Source organism: Pluralibacter sp. (genome assembly GCF_019237635.1).
GTDB lineage: Bacteria > Pseudomonadota > Gammaproteobacteria > Enterobacterales > Enterobacteriaceae > Enterobacter_B.
This window is the reverse complement of record NZ_JAFAGS010000185.1, coordinates 13712-30518: the sequence shown is the minus strand read 5'-3', so window position 1 is coordinate 30518 and position 16807 is coordinate 13712. Positions and strand designations below refer to the sequence as shown.

Here is a 16807-nt window from a genome sequence, read left to right as displayed (position 1 = left end):
TTATGTGGATTTATTGGGATTTCACAAGGAGAACGCAATGACCGATCACCAACCTTTTGATGCGATGAAATTACAGGATGAAGATGACCAGGAGTACTGGTCAGCACGGGCGCTGGCAAAGGTGCTGGGCTACTCCGAATTCCGGCATTTTAACCCTGTTCTTGAAAAGGCAATGGAGTCCTGTAGCAATAGCGGGCAACGGGCTGATGACCATTTCGAGGGGGTCCTCGTTATGGTTAAGATTGGCTCCGGGGCTTCTAGAAAACTCAAAGATTTCAAACTATCACGCTATGCCTGCTATCTCGTCGTGCAGAATGGTGACCCAGGGAAGCCGGTGATCGCCGCCGGACAAACCTATTTTGCGATGCAGACTCGTCGGCAGGAGTTGGCGGATGATGAGCATTTCAGGCAGTTGCGTGAAGATGAAAAGCGGCTTTTCCTGCGAAGTGAACTGAAAGAACACAACAAGTACCTGGTGAAGGCAGCGCATAAGGCGGGGGTCGCGACTACGTTGGATTTTGCCATTTTCCAGAATCATGGCTACAAAGGCCTCTATGGCGGACTCGATCAGCGGGCGATTCATGAACGCAAGGGGTTGGGGAAAAACCAGAAGATCTTGGATCATATGGGGTCGACAGAGCTGGCAGCAAACCTGTTCAGAACGACGCAAACAGAGGATAAACTACGGCGAGATAACGTAATGTCGCGGGATATCGCTAACCAGACGCACTACGCCGTAGGGCAGAAGGTGCGTCAGACAAGCAACGAGCTGGGTGGAACGATGCCGGAAAATCTCCCCGTCCCGGAAAATAGCATTCAGCAGCTTCAATCGCAGGTTAAGAAACTGGCGAAAAAGCCCGGAAAGGCCTGATAAAAGGGTAATTGTGCGCCATCACGCATACATCATTTAGCCACTCTGCCAGAATCCCCGGTAGTAATAATGTTATTCACAGGGAAAATACTATGAGTGATATAGCATTGACCGTCAGCGTGCTGGCATTGGTCGCGGTGGTCGGGCTGTGGATTGGCAATGTTAAGATTCGTGGAGTGGGGTTTGGCATTGGCGGGGTGCTGTTTGGCGGCATCATTGTCGGGCATTTTGTTGATCAGGCCGGGATAGCCCTCAGCAGCCCGATGCTGCACTTCATCCAGGAGTTCGGCCTGATCCTGTTCGTTTACACGATAGGCATTCAGGTAGGACCGGGCTTTTTTGCCTCGCTGCGGGTGTCCGGCCTCAGGCTGAACCTCTTCGCCATTATGATTGTGATTCTCGGCGGGCTGGTCACAGCGCTGCTGCACAAACTTTTTAATATCCCGCTGCCGGTGGTGCTGGGGATCTTCTCCGGGGCGGTCACCAACACCCCTGCGCTGGGCGCCGGACAACAGATTCTGCGCGATCTCGGCCAGCCTTTTGCCGTGGTCGACCAAATGGGCATGAGCTACGCCATGGCCTATCCGTTTGGGATTTGCGGCATTCTGCTGACCATGTGGCTGGTACGCCTGTTCTTTCGCATCAACATCGAAAAAGAGGCGCAGCAGTTTGACGAACATGCGGGTAGCGGGCATGCGCACCTGCAGACCATCAACATCCGCGTCGAGAACCCGAACCTCAATAACCTCGCCATTCAGGACGTACCGGTCCTCAATAGCGATAAAATCATCTGCTCACGGCTTAAACGCGATGACATGCTGATGGTGCCGTCGCCCGTGACGCTTATCCAGACCGGCGATCTGCTGCACCTGGTAGGACAGCCAGCGGATTTACATAACGCGCTGCTGGTGATCGGCAAAGAGGTGGATACCTCACTGTCCACGCGGGGGACGGATTTACGCGTCGAGCGCGTGGTGGTGACCAACGAGAAGGTGCTGGGGAAAAAAATCCGCGATCTGCACTTCAAGCAGCGCTATGACGTGGTTATCTCCCGGCTCAACCGCGCGGGCATTGAGCTGGTGGCCAGCAGCGATGCCAGCCTGCAGTTTGGCGATATCCTTAACCTGGTGGGACGTCCGGCCTCTATTGATGCCGTGGCGGCAGAGGTTGGCAACGCGCAGCAAAAGTTGCAGCAGGTGCAGATGCTGCCGGTGTTTATCGGGATCGGCCTCGGCGTGCTGCTGGGCTCGGTGCCGCTGTTTATTCCCGGCTTCCCGGTGGCGCTGAAGCTCGGGCTGGCGGGCGGACCGCTTATCATGGCGCTGATTCTCGGGCGAATCGGCAGCATCGGCAAGCTGTACTGGTTTATGCCGCCGAGCGCTAACCTCGCGCTGCGCGAGCTGGGCATTGTGCTGTTTCTGTCGGTGGTCGGCCTCAAATCCGGCGGGGACTTTATCGCTACGCTGACTCAGGGCGACGGCCTGAGTTGGATCGGTTACGGTATCTTTATTACAGCGATCCCGCTGCTAATGGTCGGCATTCTGGCGCGAATATTCGCGAAAATGAACTATCTGACGCTGTGCGGTATGCTGGCCGGGTCGATGACTGACCCACCAGCGCTGGCGTTTGCCAATAATCTGCATGCCACCAGCGGCGCGGCCGCGCTCTCTTATGCCACGGTGTACCCGCTGGTGATGTTCCTGCGCATTATCACCCCGCAGCTACTGGCGGTGGTGTTCTGGGGGATAAGTTAGCAGTTTATCCGGATCAGTCGGCAATGCTAAGGTGAGGGGGTTGAGCCGACACAAGGAACCCCCATGAAGATATCCCGCCTCGGCGAAGCGCCGGACTACCGCTTCTCGCTGGCTAATGAGCGCACGTTTCTCGCGTGGATCCGCACTGCCCTCGGTTTTCTGGCGGCAGGCGTCGGCCTCGATCAGCTGGCGCCTGATTTCGCTACCCCGCTGATTCGTGAAGTGCTGGCCCTGCTGCTGTGCCTGTTCGCGGGCGTGCTGGCGATTTACGGCTACCTGCGCTGGCTGAACAACGAAAAGGCGATGCGTCTGAAAGAGGATTTACCCTACACCCGGGGGCTGCTGGTGATTAGCGTTACCCTGCTGATCGTGGCGGCGGTGGTCATCGCGCTGGTGCTGTATGGCGGCTAACCGCAAGGCGCGGCGGGAGAGCGACCCCGGGCTTCAACCCGAACGTACCTCGCTGGCCTGGTTTCGTACGCTGCTGGGCTATGGCGCGCTGATGGCGCTGGCGATAAAACACAGCTGGCACCGGGCGGGGTTGCCGTTCTGGATATCGATTGGGGTGCTGGCGGTGGTGGCGCTGATCCTCTGGCGCTACACCCGCAATCGCAATCTGATGGACGTCACGCGCAGCGATTTCGCCCAGCCCCGCGCGGTGCGTGACAAATTTTTGATCTCCCTCGCAGTGCTTTCCCTCGCATTACTGTTTTCTGTAACTCATCTACGACAACTCATTTTGTTTATCGAGGGACTCATATGACAGGAGGTCAACCCTGGGCAGAGCAGCCTTGTTTATGCGCTAATCACTATTGCCGCAACGGTATCTACCTCACCCCATCACCCGCGTTCACCATGCGGGATATGACACTGCTCTGCTTGCCGGAGACGGTGCTGACAGATGAAGCATGTCAGTCATTGAAAACCCGTCCTGGGGCGGTGATAGTCTCTCTTGACGGGGAGGTCGCATCAGAAGCGCTCACGACGTCGATGGAAAGGCTTCGTCACCATGCTGTGGCGTTTACGTTACTGGCCTGGGTGACGCGGGATAATAGCGATACCCCTCAGGCGCGATACCGGTACTGGCGAAACCTGGGAGCAACGGTGATTCATCTTTTGCCGCAGGTCCATATTCATGAGATGGCTTCAGGGGTGAATACGCAACGCTGGGGCGTTTTTTTACGTTCGGTATTTGAGCTTTGGGTGCGAGAGGATGTGGGGCGGGTATCAGTGCAGGTGTTTGATGATGCGCTTGCGGTCTGGCGTGGTACTGGCGCCAGAATGGCTACTGAGGCGCTTCCCGAGGAGTGCCAGCGTTGTCCGGCGCTCAGACTGTGTAATGGGGATTGCCCGAAGCACCGGATGGCGGACGGGCGCAGCGCGCTCTGTGAAGGCTATCAGGATTTTTTCACCTGGAGCGCGCCCTATATGCGCGTTATGCGTGACCTTCTGGCGCAGCATCGCTCGCCGATGGAGCTCATGGCGATGCTGCGCCAGCAGCCGATTTAGCGTCCGCGGGACAGATAGCGCGCCATCTCGTCTTCCGGCACCATACCGCCGCCAGTGGCCCAGACCAGGTGCGTCGCCTGATGCGCGTGCGTACCGGCCAGCCCCACGCCTGCTCGCTGCGGGCCCGCCATGCCCGCCAGCGCCGAAGGTTCCAGGCGAATTCCTTCCTCCTGCGCCAGCCAGCCAAGCATGTCGTACATCGTCTGATCGTCCAGGGTGTAGAAGCCGTCGAGCAGTTTCTCCATCGCCCGGCCCACGAACCCGGAGGCGCGTCCGACCGCCAGCCCATCGGCCGCCGTCTGGTTATCAATCCCTAAATCCTGAACCGCGATACCGTCATGTAACCCGGTATAGACGCCCAGCAGCATGCACGGCGAGTGTGTCGGCTCGGCAAACAGGCAATGCACATCATCGCCAAACGCCAGCTTCAGGCCAAAGGCCACCCCGCCAGGGCCGCCGCCCACGCCGCAGGGCAGGTAGACAAACAGCGGATGTTCGTGGTCCACCACGCGGCCCTGTTGGGCAAATTGTGCTTTCAGGCGCTGCCCGGCGACCGCGTAGCCGAGGAACAGCGTGCGGGAGTTTTCGTCATCAATAAAGAAACAGTTCGGGTCGGACTCGGCCGCTTTGCGCCCTTGCTCGACCGCGACGCCGTAATCCTGCTCGTATTCCACCACCGTGACGCCGTGGCTGCGTAGTTTGGCTTTTTTCCACTCACGGGCGTCTGCCGACATATGCACCGTCACCTTAAAGCCGATACGGGCGCTCATGATGCCGATGGAGAGGCCGAGGTTGCCGGTGGAGCCGACCGCAATGCTGTACTGACTAAAGAAGTCGCGGTATTGCGGGGCTAGCAGCTTGCTGTAGTCATCGTCCAGCGACAAAATGCCAGCCGCCAGCGCCAGCTTTTCGGCGTGCGCCAGTACTTCATAAATACCGCCGCGGGCTTTGATGGAGCCGGAGACAGGCAGGTGGCTGTCTTTTTTCAGCAGCAGCGTGCCGCCGAGCGGGGCGCCATACTCTTTTTCCAGCCTGCGCTGCATGGCCGGAATGGCCACCACGTCAGACTCGATAATGCCGTTTGTCGCCGCGGTTTCGGGAAACGCCTGCGCCAGGTACGGCGCAAAGCGCGCCAGCCGGGCATGCGCGTCCTGGACGTCCGCGTCGGTTAATCCCACGGCGGGCAGCCCTTCGGCAAGCGTGGTGGCGCGGGGGTTAATCCAGGTGGTTTCCTTCAGGGCGATCAGATCCTCCACCAGAGGATAGTTAGCCAACAAGGTAGTCATTTCAGCGTTGTTCATAATACGTCTCTTTGCGCTCAGATGATGAAAGAAAGCAGGAATGTCGCGGCCAGCGCCAGTATCGAGGCGATAAACATCGCGGTGATCGGGTTGCCGATAAACTGCAGCATCATATACAGCGAGCCGCTTTTCGCCATGTTCAGCTCGGCGATGGTTTTCACCAGCATCAGGCCGATAGGCAACAGGACGGTAAACAGCGTCGCGCCCAGCGACGGCAGCGAAGATTCTTCGCGCACTTCAAGGTTAGCAAACTCTGCGGGTACCGTTTTAAACGGCAGACGGTTGCCGAGCAGCTTCAGGAACAGCGGCCCACCCACCAGCGACGCCATCAAGCCGACCAGCAGACCGTAGACGATAACGGTGCCGATATCCGCGCCGAGCTTGTTGGTGACATACAGCGCCGCCGGGTGCGGCGGCACCACGCAGTGAACGGCCATCAGCGCGGTACACAGCGGAATCGCCAGTTTCAGCAGCGAGGTATTCGTCTTTTTGGCGATAGAAAACGCCAGCGGGATCAGCAGCACCACGCCCACTTCGACGAACAGCGTGATGCCGCAGATGAGCCCCACCAACACCATGATGACGTCAGCCGACAGCCAGCGGCAACGCTGTAGCGCCAGGCCGATACGTTCCGCCGCGCCGGACACTTCCATCATTTTGCCCAAAATCGTTCCAAGGCCGATCACCGCTGCGAGGAAGCCCAGCGTGCCGCCGATCCCCACCTCGATGGCGTTGACCATCGCGATCGGGCTCATGCCCATCATGGCGCCAACGAAGAAGCTCGCCAGCAGCAGCGCCAGAAACGGGTGTAATTTTAATTTTACAATGGTCAATACAATCAACACGATGCTGATAAGCAGAGTGCTCACAACCCAAATTTGCGATTCCATATCCCACCTTGTCTGTGTGTTGTCTGCCCCTATTGGACAGAAAAACGGCGTCGGCTGACAAACGATGAAATTCGCTATTCAAGTGAATTAGATTGAATCAAACAGGTGATGAGGTTCTAAAATCGCGGTGTATTTTTGCTTTGCCTCAATATTATTCATCTTTTTGCTGCGTATTTGGCCCGCCTTTTTTACAATTACCGCAGAATAAACCGCTGCGGAGAGCGTTATGGATGTTGCCACTGATGTCAGAAACCGCCTGCTGAACGGTTGGCAGCTGTCGAAGCTCTATACCTTCGAGGTGGCGGCGCGGCATGAGTCTTTTGCGCTGGCGGCCGATGAGCTGTCGTTGACCCCAAGCGCCGTCAGCCACCGCATCAATCAGCTGGAGGACGAGCTGGGCATACAGCTCTTTGTGCGCTCGCACCGTAAAGTGGAGCTCACGCGAGAGGGAAAACGGGTGTACTGGGCGGTGAAGGCGTCGCTGGATTCGCTGAACCAGGAGGTGCTGGATATCAAAAACCAGGAGCTGTCCGGCACGCTGACGGTCTATTGCCGTCCGTCCATCGCCCAGTGCTGGCTGGTGCCCGCGCTGGGGGATTTTACCCGCCGTTATCCGGCGATATCGCTGACGATGCTGACCGGTAACGATGACGTCAATTTACAGCGCAGCGGTATCGATTTGGCGCTCTATTTTGACGATACCCCCTCGTCGCATCTGAACCACCACTTTTTGATGGACGAGGCCATTTTGCCGGTCTGCAGCCCGGAGTATGCCCGTACGCACGAGTTGTTGCGCCACCCGGATAACCTCCGTCACTGCACGCTGCTGCACGACCGGCAGGCCTGGAGCCACGATTCAGGGACAGACGAGTGGGTTAGCTGGGCGCAGCATGCGGGGGTATCGTTGCCGCAATCGGCAGGTATTGGCTTCGATCGTTCGGATTTAGCGGTGATTGCGGCGATCAACCACGTCGGCGTGGCGATGGGGCGTCAGCGGCTGGTGCAAAAACGCCTCGACAGCGGCGAGTTGGTGGCGCCCTTCGGCGAGCTGACGCTCAAGTGCCACCAGTATTACTACATTTCGACCCTGCCGGGGCGGCAGTGGCCGAAGATAGATGCGTTTATCAGCTGGCTTCAGGGGCTGGCGAACCCGGTTAAATCGTCTGCTGTTTCTGGCTAAAGCGCGATGCCAGCGGCAGCCAGCACAGCAGGATAAGCAGTCCCATCAGCATCATCAGCAAGCCGAGGCTGGCCTGTCCGGTCTGCGGCAGCATCGCCGAGAGCCAGGCAAGCACGCCGGAGCCGATGTTCTGCAGACCGCCCACCAGCGCCCCGGCGGTACCGGCGAGGAACGGGAACGGCTCCATCGCGCCGCTGGTCGCCAGCGGAAACAGCATCCCGGCGCCGAAGAAGAACAGCGCGGCAGGGATCAGCAGCGTCCAGACGGTCATCACGCCGAAAAGTCCGGGGACCCACATCATTATCCCAGCCGCCAGACAGCTAATGACCGACTGCCACATCAGCGTCGGGAAGGCTTTGTTCGGTCGTCCGGCAACCCATGCGCCCAAAAACGCCGCCGGGATCGGCAGAATAAACAGGATACTGACCGTCATGCTGTTGAGACCGAGCACTGCGCCCATCAGCACGCCGGAGCAGGCTTCAAACACTGCAATCCCCGCCAGGCCGCCAACCAGCATCAGCAGATAGCAGTTGAACGCGGTGGTGCCGAACAGCGTTTTGTAGCTGGTGACCAGCCGGGTGCGCGGGGCTTCGCTGGGGCGGGTTTCCGGCATCCAGCGCGCCATGCTGAAGGTGACTATCACGCACAGCACCAGCAGGAAGGCGTAGCAGGCGCGCCAGCTCCATAGCGTATCCAGCATCCCGCCGATGAGCGGCGCCAGCAGCGGGCTGACCAGAATCCCCATATTGAGCAGGCTGTTGGCATGGCGTAACTGCGTCCCCTGATAGAGGTCGCGCGGCAGCGTACGCGCCATCACGCCGCCGACGCCGGTCCCCATCCCCTGCATGGCGCTGGCGGCAATGAGCACCGTCAGGCTGTGGGTGGTGATGGCAATAAGCGTCGCCAACATAAAAATCGTCATGCCTGCCAGAATCACCGGGCGACGGCCGATGCGATCCGACAGCGGGCCGTAAAACAGCTGTGAGACGCCGTAGGTCAGCAGGTAGGCCGCCATAACGCTCTGAACCGCGCCTTCACGCACGTTCAGCTCCCGCGCCATATCGGCAATTGCCGGAATATAAATGGTTTGCGCCATCTGACCGACGGCCACCAGCAATACCAGCATCAACAACAAATTGATGTTCTTATGCCTTTTCATGTCGATGAATAATTTGTGAGTAGTTTAAATTGAAGAATATGTGACTGGCACATGCCGTAAATGCGAGGGGAATCTACCACAGTAAAATGACAGAACAACTCTCCGACAACGATTCATTGCGTGAATTTGTAAACAAATCTCGGCAACAATTGTTGCCAGCTTGAATGGAAGGATTTTGCTGTTAAACAGGGGGATAGTTGCCCGCTGTTAAGTGTGATCGGCAACACATTTTTACGCCAGTGCGTATAAAGCAGTTGCCGACAGCATGAAAGCTGTGTTTGTATAAATTCAGTCAATAAATAAACCAATGGTCCCTAATGAACGCCATCCTGAACGCAACGAACCTACTAGCTACCGCGCAACCCGCCGCGGTGGTCGTCGTGCGTGTGGTGGTGGTCGTCGGCAATGCGCCGTAGGGTCCGGAACAACACACGATTCCAAAACCCCGCCGGCGCAAACCGGGCGGGGTTTTTCGTATAAAGCGCCCCCGGAAAGTCGGCTCAGAAGAAGGACTGGAGCATGGCAAGTTCGGGCACAACATCCGCAAAGACGCGTTTTACCGGCGCGCAGTTAATCGTTCACTTACTGGAACGGCAGGGGATCACCACCGTTACCGGTATTCCCGGCGGCACCGTGCTGCCGCTCTATGATGCGCTGAGCCAAAGCAAACACATTCGCCACGTGCTGGCGCGTCATGAACAGGGCGCTGGTTTTATCGCCCAGGGGATGGCGCGCACGCAGGGCAAACCGGCGGTCTGTATGGCCTGTAGCGGCCCCGGCGCCACCAACCTGGTGACCGCGATTGCCGACGCGCGCCTCGACTCCATTCCGCTCATCTGCATTACCGGCCAGGTGCCGTCCTCGATGATCGGTACCGATGCGTTCCAGGAAGTGGACACCTACGGCATCTCTATCCCCATCACCAAACATAACTATTTGGTTCGCGATATTAGCGAGTTACCCCAGGTTATCAGCGATGCGTTCCGCATTGCGCAGTCTGGCCGTCCAGGCCCGGTGTGGATAGACATTCCTAAGGATGTCCAGACCGCAGAGACCGACATCGACGTGCTGCCAGAACCGGGCGGTTGTGCTCCCGCGCCGCAATTCAGTACTGAAAGCGTGCGTGACGCGGCGGCGATGATTAACGCGGCCAAACGTCCGGTGCTGTATCTGGGCGGCGGGGCGATTAACGCCGCTGACGCGGTACGCACGCTTGCGGAAAAAGCCAACCTGCCCACCACCATGACCCTGATGGCGTTGGGGATGCTGCCGAAGGCGCACCCGCTGTCATTGGGCATGCTGGGAATGCACGGAGCGCGCAGCACCAACTACATTCTGCAAGAGGCTGATTTACTGGTTGTTCTTGGCGCCCGTTTTGATGACCGGGCGATTGGCAAAACCGAACAGTTCTGTCCGAACGCGAAGATCATTCACGTGGATATCGACCGCGCGGAACTCGGTAAAATCAAGCAGCCGCACGTGGCGATTCAGGGCGATGTCACCGAAGTCCTGGCGCAGTTGCTCCCGCAAACAGAGGCGGCCAGCCGTGAAGACTGGCGTCAGCGGGTTGCCGACCTGCAAAAAGAGTTCCCGGGCGCTATCCCAACCGCGGGTGACCCGCTCAGCCACTACGGGCTGATTAACGCCGTGGCGGCCTGCGTGGACGACAGCGCGATTATCACCACCGACGTCGGTCAGCATCAGATGTGGACCGCGCAGGCCTATCCGCTGAATCGCCCGCGCCAGTGGCTGACCTCCGGCGGCCTAGGCACCATGGGCTTTGGTCTGCCTGCCGCCATCGGCGCGGCGCTGGCCAACCCGGATCGCAAAGTCATCTGTTTTTCCGGCGACGGCAGCCTGATGATGAACATTCAGGAAATGGCGACGGCGGCCGAAAACCAGTTAGACGTAAAAATTATTCTGATGAATAACGAAGCGCTGGGACTGGTGCACCAGCAACAGAGTCTGTTCTACAAGCAGGGGGTCTTTGCTGCGACCTATCCTGGGACCATCAATTTCATGCAGATTGCCGCCGGTTTTGGCCTGCATACCTGCGATCTGAACGCTGAAGAGGATCCCCACGCGGCGCTGCAGGTGGCGATTGCCCGCCCGGGTCCGGCGCTGATCCACGTACGTATCGACCCTGAACAAAAAGTGTATCCGATGGTGCCGCCGGGCGCGGCCAATACTGAGATGGTGGGGGAATAAGCCATGCAAAAACAACACGATAACGTTATTCTGGAACTCACCGTCCGCAACCATCCTGGCGTAATGACCCACGTCTGCGGGCTCTTCGCCCGTCGCGCCTTCAACGTCGAAGGTATTCTTTGTTTACCGATTCAGGGCAGCGACCACAGCCGTATCTGGCTACTGGTGAACGACGATCAGCGCCTTGAGCAGATGATGGCGCAGATAGACAAACTGGAAGATGTCACCCGGGTGGCGCGCAACCAGTCCGATCCCACGATGTTTAACAAAATCGCGGTGTTTTTCGAATAAATCGCTCATAGCTTGAACACCCACGCGCTTATCGTTAAGGTAGGCGCGTTTTTTTTACCCGCCAGGAACGCGCCATGACCACTATCGCCCTTATCGACGACCACCTTATCGTCCGCTCCGGATTCGCCCAGCTGCTGAGTCTGGAGCCTGATTTTCAGGTGGTGGCCGAATTCGGTTCCGGCCGCGAGGCGCTTACCGGGCTGCCGGGGCGTGGGGTGCAGGTCTGTATTTGCGATATCTCGATGCCGGACCTCTCCGGGTTAGAACTGCTGAACCAGTTGCCGAAAGGGATGGCGACGATCATGCTGTCGGTCCACGACAGCCCGGCGCTGGTGGAACAGGCGCTGAACGCCGGGGCGCGCGGGTTTCTCTCTAAACGCTGCAGCCCCGATGAGCTGATCGCCGCCGTACGCACCGTTGCGACCGGCGGCTGCTACCTGACGCCGGATATCGCCATTAAGCTGGCGACAGGGCGTCAGGACCCACTGACCCGCCGCGAACGTCAGGTGGCGGAAAAGCTCGCCCAGGGGATGGCGGTGAAAGAAATCGCCGCCGAGCTCGGGCTGTCGCCGAAAACGGTGCACGTCCACCGCGCCAACCTGATGGAAAAACTCGGTGTCAGCAACGACGTCGAGCTGGCGCGCCGCATGTTCGATAACTGGCAATGAGCCCCTTCTTTTCCCGGTTGATCGCCGTTGTTGCCAGCTTTTTTATCTTCTCTGCCGCCTGGTTTTGTCTGTGGAGCATCAGCCTGCATCTGGTCGAACGCCCGGAGCTGGCGGTACTGCTATTCCCGTTCGGCCTGCGCCTGGGGTTGATGCTGCAATGTCCGCGCGGCTACTGGCCGGTGCTGCTGGGGGCTGAGTGGCTGATGCTGGTCTGGTTGGCGCAGGAAGTGGCGCTGGCGCATCTGCCGTTGCTGATGACCGGTGGCGTGCTCACCCTGCTGCCGGTGGCGCTCACCTCCCGCTATCGTCATCAGCGCGACTGGCGCACGCTGCTCCACCAGGGGGCGGCGCTGATCGCCGCTGCGCTACTGCAGTCGTTGCCGTGGCTGGGGCAGCAGGAAACGCTGAACGCCCTGCTGCTGACGCTCACTGGCGGATTGACGCTGGCGCCGACTTGTCTGGTTATCTGGCATTACCTCACCAGCACCGTCTGGCAACCGCTGGGGCCTGCGCTGGTCTCCCAGCCGGTAAACTGGCGCGCCCGGCACCTTATCTGGTACCTGCTGCTGTTTGTGGTGAGCTTGTGGCTGCAACTGGGGTTGCCCGCCGAACTTTCCCGCTTTACGCCGTTTTGCCTGGCGTTGCCGATTATCGCGCTCGCCTGGCACTACGGCTGGCAGGGGGCGCTGATCGCGACCCTGATGAACGCCATTGCGCTGATCGCCAGCCAGACCTGGCACGATCATCCGGTCGATTTACTGCTCTCCCTGCTGGCCCAGAGTCTGACCGGGCTGCTACTCGGCGCCGGTATCCAGCGCTTGCGTGAGTTGAACCAGTCGCTGCAAACCGAGCTGGCGCGCAACCACCGCCTGGCGGAGCGTCTGCTGGAAACCGAGGAGAGCGTGCGGCGCGACGTGGCGCGCGAGCTGCACGACGATATCGGTCAGACCATCACCGCCATTCGCACCCAAGCGGGGATTGTGCAGCGCCTGGCGCCGGAAAATGTCGGCGTGAAGCAGAGCGGCGCGCATATCGAACAGCTCTCTCTTGGCGTGTATGACGCGGTGCGCCGCCTGCTGGGACGTCTGCGTCCGCGCCAGTTGGACGACCTCTCTCTTGAGCAGGCGGTACGCTCGATGATGCGCGAGATGGAGCTGGAGAGCCGCGGCATCGTCAGCCATCTTGACTGGCGCATCGACGAAACACCGCTCAGCGAAGGTCAGCGCGTTACGCTGTTTCGCGTCTGTCAGGAGGGGCTGAACAATATCGTCAAACATGCCGATGCCAGCGCGGTCACGTTGCAGGGCTGGCAACAGAGCGACCGGCTGATGCTGGTGATTGAAGACGACGGCTGCGGCCTGCCGCCGGGTTCCGGTCAGCAGGGGTTTGGTCTGGCGGGGATGCGCGAACGCGTCACGGCGCTCGGCGGCACGCTGACGATTTCCTGCACGTACGGCACCCGCGTTAGCGTCAGCCTGCCGCTGCGTTACGCATAAGGACTCACCATGTTCAGGTTTTTGCAAACACCGGCAAACGTCGCCCCCCTCAAGGACAACGCCGACATCGATGCCCGCTACCGCTACTGGCGTCGCCATATTTTGATCACTATCTGGCTTGGCTATGCGCTGTTTTACTTCACCCGCAAAAGCTTTAACGCCGCCGCGCCGGAAATTCTCGCCAGCGGGGTGATGACGCGCACCGATATCGGCCTGCTGGCGACGCTGTTTTACATCACCTACGGCCTGTCGAAGTTTTTCTCCGGTATCGTCAGCGACCGCTCCAACGCCCGTTACTTTATGGGGGTCGGGCTGATGGCGACGGGGGGGGTGAATATCCTGTTTGGTTTCTCCACCTCGCTGTGGGCCTTTGCCCTGCTGTGGGCGCTGAACGCCTTTTTCCAGGGCTGGGGCGCGCCGGTGTGCACCCGCCTGCTCACCGCATGGTATTCGCGCAACGAGCGCGGAGGCTGGTGGGCGGTGTGGAACACGGCGCATAACGTCGGCGGGGCGCTGATCCCGATGGTGGTGGGCGCAGCGGCGCTGCACTACGGCTGGCGTGTGGGGATGATGATCGCCGGAGGCTTAGCGATTATCGCTGGGCTGTTTCTCTGCTGGCGTCTGCGCGACCGCCCGCAAACCGTCGGCCTGCCGCCGGTGGGCGACTGGCGGCGCGACGCGCTGGACATCGCCCAGCAGCAGGAGGGCGCCGGGCTGACCCGCAAAGAGATCCTCACCAGATACGTGCTGCTGAATCCGTATATCTGGCTACTGTCGCTGTGCTACGTGCTGGTCTACATCGTGCGTGCGGCGATCAACGACTGGGGGAATCTGTACATGTCGGAGACCCTCGGCGTGGATCTGGTGACCGCCAACTCGGCAGTCACCATGTTCGAGCTGGGCGGGTTTATCGGCGCACTGGTGGCGGGCTGGGGCTCGGATAAGCTGTTTAACGGCAACCGCGGGCCGATGAACCTGATCTTCGCCGCCGGGATTTTGCTCTCCGTGGGTTCCCTGTGGCTGATGCCGTTTGCCAGCTATGTGATGCAGGCGGCCTGTTTCTTCACCACCGGCTTCTTCGTCTTTGGTCCGCAGATGCTGATCGGCATGGCGGCGGCGGAATGCTCGCACAAAGAGGCGGCGGGCGCGGCAACGGGCTTTGTCGGGCTGTTTGCCTATCTCGGCGCGTCGCTCTCCGGCTGGCCGCTGGCGAGGGTGATCGACATCTGGCACTGGAGCGGTTTTTTCGCCGTGATCGCCACCGCCGCCGGGATTTCCGCGCTGTTGTTGCTGCCGTTTTTAAGCGCTCAGACGCCGCGAAGCGCCACGGAAGCGTGATACACCTCACTTTTTCTTATCAAAGCGGGCAAAACTAAGACATTTTCCCGGTTTTGCCTGGACGCTGTCTCAGGCCAGTTGGACGGCTGATTTTTACAATACCTGCAACAATCAGTTCAGGAGCAACCCAATCATGCTGGCCTTCTTAAACCAGGTGCGCAAGCCGACCCTGGATCTGCCGCTCGACGTGCGGCGCAAGATGTGGTTCAAACCGTTCATGCAGTCTTATCTGGTGGTCTTTATTGGCTACCTGACCATGTACCTGATCCGCAAGAACTTCAACATCGCGCAGAACGACATGATCTCGACCTACGGGCTGAGCATGACGCAGCTGGGGATGATTGGTCTGGGCTTCTCCATTACCTATGGCGTGGGCAAAACGCTGGTCTCTTATTACGCGGACGGCAAAAACACTAAGCAATTCCTGCCGTTTATGCTGATCCTCTCCGCCATCTGCATGCTTGGCTTCAGCGCCAGCATGGGCTCAGGTTCTGTTAGCCTGTTTTTGATGATCGCTTTCTACGCGCTGAGCGGCTTCTTCCAGAGCACCGGCGGTTCGTGCAGCTATTCGACCATCACCAAGTGGACGCCGCGCCGTAAGCGTGGGTCGTACCTCGGCATGTGGAACATCTCCCACAACCTCGGCGGCGCGGGTGCGGCAGGCGTGGCGCTGTTCGGCGCGAACGTCCTGTTCGACGGCCACGTGATCGGCATGTTTATCTTCCCGTCGATTATCGCCCTGATTGTCGGCTTTATCGGCCTGCGTTTTGGCAGCGACTCCCCGGAATCCTACGGCCTCGGTAAAGCCGAAGAGCTGTTCAGCGAGGAGATCAGCGAAGAGGATAAAGAGACCGAAGAAAACGCGATGACCAAATGGCAGATTTTTGTGGAGTACGTGCTGAAAAACAAAGTGATCTGGCTGCTGTGCTTTTCCAACATCTTCCTGTACGTGGTGCGTATCGGTATCGACCAGTGGTCTACCGTGTATGCCTTCCAGGAGCTGAAGCTCTCTAAAGAGGTGGCGATTCAGGGCTTTACCCTGTTTGAAGTGGGCGCGCTGGTCGGCACCCTGCTGTGGGGCTGGCTCTCTGACCTCGCCAATGGACGTCGCGCGCTGGTGGCCTGCGTCGCGCTGGCGCTGATTATCGCCACCCTGGGCGTCTATCAGCATGCCAGCAACCAGTATGTCTACCTCGCGTCCCTGTTTGCGCTGGGCTTCCTGGTGTTTGGTCCGCAGCTGCTGATCGGCGTGGCCGCAGTCGGTTTCGTCCCGAAAAAAGCGATCGGCGCTGCCGATGGTATTAAAGGCACCTTCGCCTATCTTATCGGCGACAGCTTCGCCAAGCTGGGTCTGGGGATGATTGCCGACGGCACGCCGGTCTTTGGTCTCACCGGCTGGGCGGGCACCTTCGCCGCGCTGGATGCTGCCGCCATCGGCTGTATCGTCCTGATGGCGATGGTCGCCGTGCTGGAAGAACGCAAAATCCGTCGCGAAAAACGCCTGCAACAACTGCGAACGGCCTGAGGATTCTGGTCACCGTTTTGCCCGGTGTGATGCCGGGCTTTTTTATGCCCGCTGTCGACAATACCTCGTTTCCCGATATCATGAGGCACCTGAATTTAGGAGAACGCATGGTCTGGATAATGCTGGCAACGCTTGCCGTGGTTTTTGTTGTCGGGTTTCGTATCCTGACGTCCGATTCCCGCCGCGCCATTCGTCGTCTGAGCGAGCGCCTTGGCATCACCGCGATGCCGGTGGAATCGATGATCGACCAGTTTGGTAAAACGGCGGGCAACGAGTTTATCCGCTATCTTGAGCGTCCTGAAGAGGCCCATCTGCAAAACGCGGCGCAGGTGTTGCTGATCTGGCAGGTGTGCATCGTCGATAGCAGCGAAGAGAACCTGCAGACCTGGTATCGCCTGCTACGCAAAGCCCGTCTGGCGACGCCCATCACCGATGCGCAGCTTCGCCTGGCGCTTGGCTTTATGCGTGAACTGGAGCCGGAGCGACAGGAGCTTAACGCCTTCCAGCTGCGCTACAACCAGCTCTTTATGCCGGAAGACGGCGTGTTTTATCTGCACTGATGAAAACGCGGAGCGAGGGGACGGCGTTGCTAACGGCAACGAAGATAGCGTAAGCCC

General features: G+C 59.2%; 15 protein-coding genes and 2 pseudogenes. 14 read left to right on the top strand and 3 right to left on the bottom strand.

Annotated elements, in window-relative coordinates; genetic code table 11:
• The first annotated feature begins 37 nt into the window (after nucleotides 1-37).
• The 5 genes from dinD (at nucleotide 38) to JO226_RS22455 (ending at nucleotide 4134) form a co-directional block, all read left to right on the top strand.
• Nucleotides 38-871, top strand: coding sequence for a DNA damage-inducible protein D (gene dinD, locus JO226_RS22475; protein ID WP_296407648.1), 834 nt, complete (start codon nucleotides 38-40; stop codon nucleotides 869-871).
• Nucleotides 872-963: 92 nt separating this feature from the next.
• Complete coding sequence (locus tag JO226_RS22470; RefSeq protein WP_296407646.1) at nucleotides 964-2625, top strand: putative transporter; 1662 nt, start codon at nucleotides 964-966, stop codon at nucleotides 2623-2625.
• 63 nt (nucleotides 2626-2688) lie between these two features.
• A complete protein-coding gene (locus tag JO226_RS22465; RefSeq protein ID WP_296407644.1) occupies nucleotides 2689-3036 on the top strand; it encodes a YidH family protein in 348 nt (115 codons plus the stop codon).
• Nucleotides 3026-3388, top strand: coding sequence for a DUF202 domain-containing protein (locus tag JO226_RS22460; RefSeq protein ID WP_296407642.1), 363 nt, complete (start codon nucleotides 3026-3028; stop codon nucleotides 3386-3388). Before JO226_RS22465 ends, JO226_RS22460 begins: the two co-directional genes overlap by 11 nt.
• Nucleotides 3385-4134 carry an SPASM domain-containing protein gene (locus JO226_RS22455; RefSeq protein ID WP_296407640.1) on the top strand — a complete coding sequence of 250 codons (750 nt, stop codon included), beginning with the start codon at nucleotides 3385-3387 and terminating at the stop codon, nucleotides 4132-4134. Before JO226_RS22460 ends, JO226_RS22455 begins: the two co-directional genes overlap by 4 nt.
• Here the strand turns inward: JO226_RS22455 and dsdA are convergent.
• Entirely contained in the window at nucleotides 4131-5435 is a 1305-nt protein-coding gene (dsdA, locus tag JO226_RS22450; RefSeq protein ID WP_296407637.1) for a D-serine ammonia-lyase, read from the bottom strand. The genes JO226_RS22455 and dsdA overlap by 4 nt on opposite strands.
• Before the next feature lie 65 nt (nucleotides 5436-5500).
• Nucleotides 5501-6325: pseudogene (locus tag JO226_RS22445) on the bottom strand (gluconate:H+ symporter); the annotation flags it as partial.
• A 226-nt stretch (nucleotides 6326-6551) separates the two neighbouring features.
• Between JO226_RS22445 and dsdC the strand changes: the two are divergent.
• Entirely contained in the window at nucleotides 6552-7505 is a 954-nt protein-coding gene (dsdC, locus tag JO226_RS22440) for a DNA-binding transcriptional regulator DsdC (RefSeq protein ID WP_296407629.1), read from the top strand.
• On the opposite strand, the gene emrD is transcribed toward dsdC, so the two are convergent.
• Nucleotides 7480-8664, bottom strand: a complete 1185-nt coding sequence (gene emrD, locus JO226_RS22435) for a multidrug efflux MFS transporter EmrD (RefSeq protein ID WP_296407627.1) — start codon at nucleotides 8662-8664, stop codon at nucleotides 7480-7482. The genes dsdC and emrD overlap by 26 nt on opposite strands.
• A 317-nt stretch (nucleotides 8665-8981) precedes the next feature.
• Between emrD and ivbL the strand changes: the two genes are divergently transcribed.
• From ivbL to JO226_RS22395, 8 genes and pseudogenes are all read left to right on the top strand, one after another.
• Entirely contained in the window at nucleotides 8982-9080 is a 99-nt protein-coding gene (ivbL, locus tag JO226_RS22430; RefSeq protein ID WP_296407625.1) for an ilvB operon leader peptide IvbL, read from the top strand.
• A 103-nt stretch (nucleotides 9081-9183) separates the two neighbouring features.
• Nucleotides 9184-10872 carry an acetolactate synthase large subunit gene (ilvB, locus tag JO226_RS22425; RefSeq protein WP_296407623.1) on the top strand — a complete coding sequence of 563 codons (1689 nt, stop codon included), beginning with the start codon at nucleotides 9184-9186 and terminating at the stop codon, nucleotides 10870-10872.
• 3 nt (nucleotides 10873-10875) lie between these two features.
• On the top strand, nucleotides 10876-11163 hold the full coding sequence (gene ilvN / locus JO226_RS22420; RefSeq protein WP_296407621.1) for an acetolactate synthase small subunit: 288 nt from the start codon (nucleotides 10876-10878) through the stop codon (nucleotides 11161-11163).
• Nucleotides 11164-11237: 74 nt separating this feature from the next.
• The gene (gene uhpA, locus JO226_RS22415; protein WP_296407619.1) at nucleotides 11238-11831 is read left to right on the top strand and encodes a transcriptional regulator UhpA; all 594 of its coding nucleotides are present in this window, start codon (nucleotides 11238-11240) and stop codon (nucleotides 11829-11831) included.
• Nucleotides 11828-13341 (top strand): annotated as a pseudogene (uhpB, locus tag JO226_RS22410) (signal transduction histidine-protein kinase/phosphatase UhpB); the annotation flags it as partial. The gene uhpA and the pseudogene uhpB, both read left to right, overlap by 4 nt.
• A complete protein-coding gene (locus JO226_RS22405) occupies nucleotides 13337-14665 on the top strand; it encodes an MFS transporter (protein WP_296407617.1) in 1329 nt (442 codons plus the stop codon). The pseudogene uhpB and the gene JO226_RS22405, both read left to right, overlap by 5 nt.
• Before the next feature lie 133 nt (nucleotides 14666-14798).
• Nucleotides 14799-16190: a hexose-6-phosphate:phosphate antiporter gene (gene uhpT, locus JO226_RS22400; protein WP_296407615.1), complete on the top strand. Its 1392-nt coding sequence runs from the start codon at nucleotides 14799-14801 to the stop codon at nucleotides 16188-16190.
• 107 nt (nucleotides 16191-16297) lie between these two features.
• On the top strand, nucleotides 16298-16750 hold the full coding sequence (locus tag JO226_RS22395) for a DUF1198 domain-containing protein (RefSeq protein ID WP_296407613.1): 453 nt from the start codon (nucleotides 16298-16300) through the stop codon (nucleotides 16748-16750).
• Nucleotides 16751-16807 lie beyond the last annotated feature (57 nt).

Excerpts from the sequence above, each read along its gene's own strand:
- dinD (WP_296407648.1), top strand. The coding sequence starts at position 38 with ATGACCGATCACCAACCTTTTGATGCGATGAAATTACAGGATGAAGAT.
- JO226_RS22470 (WP_296407646.1), top strand. The coding sequence starts at position 964 with ATGAGTGATATAGCATTGACCGTCAGCGTGCTGGCATTGGTCGCGGTG.
- JO226_RS22465 (WP_296407644.1), top strand. The coding sequence starts at position 2,689 with ATGAAGATATCCCGCCTCGGCGAAGCGCCGGACTACCGCTTCTCGCTG.
- JO226_RS22460 (WP_296407642.1), top strand. The coding sequence starts at position 3,026 with ATGGCGGCTAACCGCAAGGCGCGGCGGGAGAGCGACCCCGGGCTTCAA.
- JO226_RS22455 (WP_296407640.1), top strand. The coding sequence starts at position 3,385 with ATGACAGGAGGTCAACCCTGGGCAGAGCAGCCTTGTTTATGCGCTAAT.
- dsdA (WP_296407637.1), bottom strand. The coding sequence starts at position 5,435 with ATGAACAACGCTGAAATGACTACCTTGTTGGCTAACTATCCTCTGGTG.
- dsdC (WP_296407629.1), top strand. The coding sequence starts at position 6,552 with ATGGATGTTGCCACTGATGTCAGAAACCGCCTGCTGAACGGTTGGCAG.
- emrD (WP_296407627.1), bottom strand. The coding sequence starts at position 8,664 with ATGAAAAGGCATAAGAACATCAATTTGTTGTTGATGCTGGTATTGCTG.
- ivbL (WP_296407625.1), top strand. The coding sequence starts at position 8,982 with ATGAACGCCATCCTGAACGCAACGAACCTACTAGCTACCGCGCAACCC.
- ilvB (WP_296407623.1), top strand. The coding sequence starts at position 9,184 with ATGGCAAGTTCGGGCACAACATCCGCAAAGACGCGTTTTACCGGCGCG.
- ilvN (WP_296407621.1), top strand. The coding sequence starts at position 10,876 with ATGCAAAAACAACACGATAACGTTATTCTGGAACTCACCGTCCGCAAC.
- uhpA (WP_296407619.1), top strand. The coding sequence starts at position 11,238 with ATGACCACTATCGCCCTTATCGACGACCACCTTATCGTCCGCTCCGGA.
- JO226_RS22405 (WP_296407617.1), top strand. The coding sequence starts at position 13,337 with ATGTTCAGGTTTTTGCAAACACCGGCAAACGTCGCCCCCCTCAAGGAC.
- uhpT (WP_296407615.1), top strand. The coding sequence starts at position 14,799 with ATGCTGGCCTTCTTAAACCAGGTGCGCAAGCCGACCCTGGATCTGCCG.
- JO226_RS22395 (WP_296407613.1), top strand. The coding sequence starts at position 16,298 with ATGGTCTGGATAATGCTGGCAACGCTTGCCGTGGTTTTTGTTGTCGGG.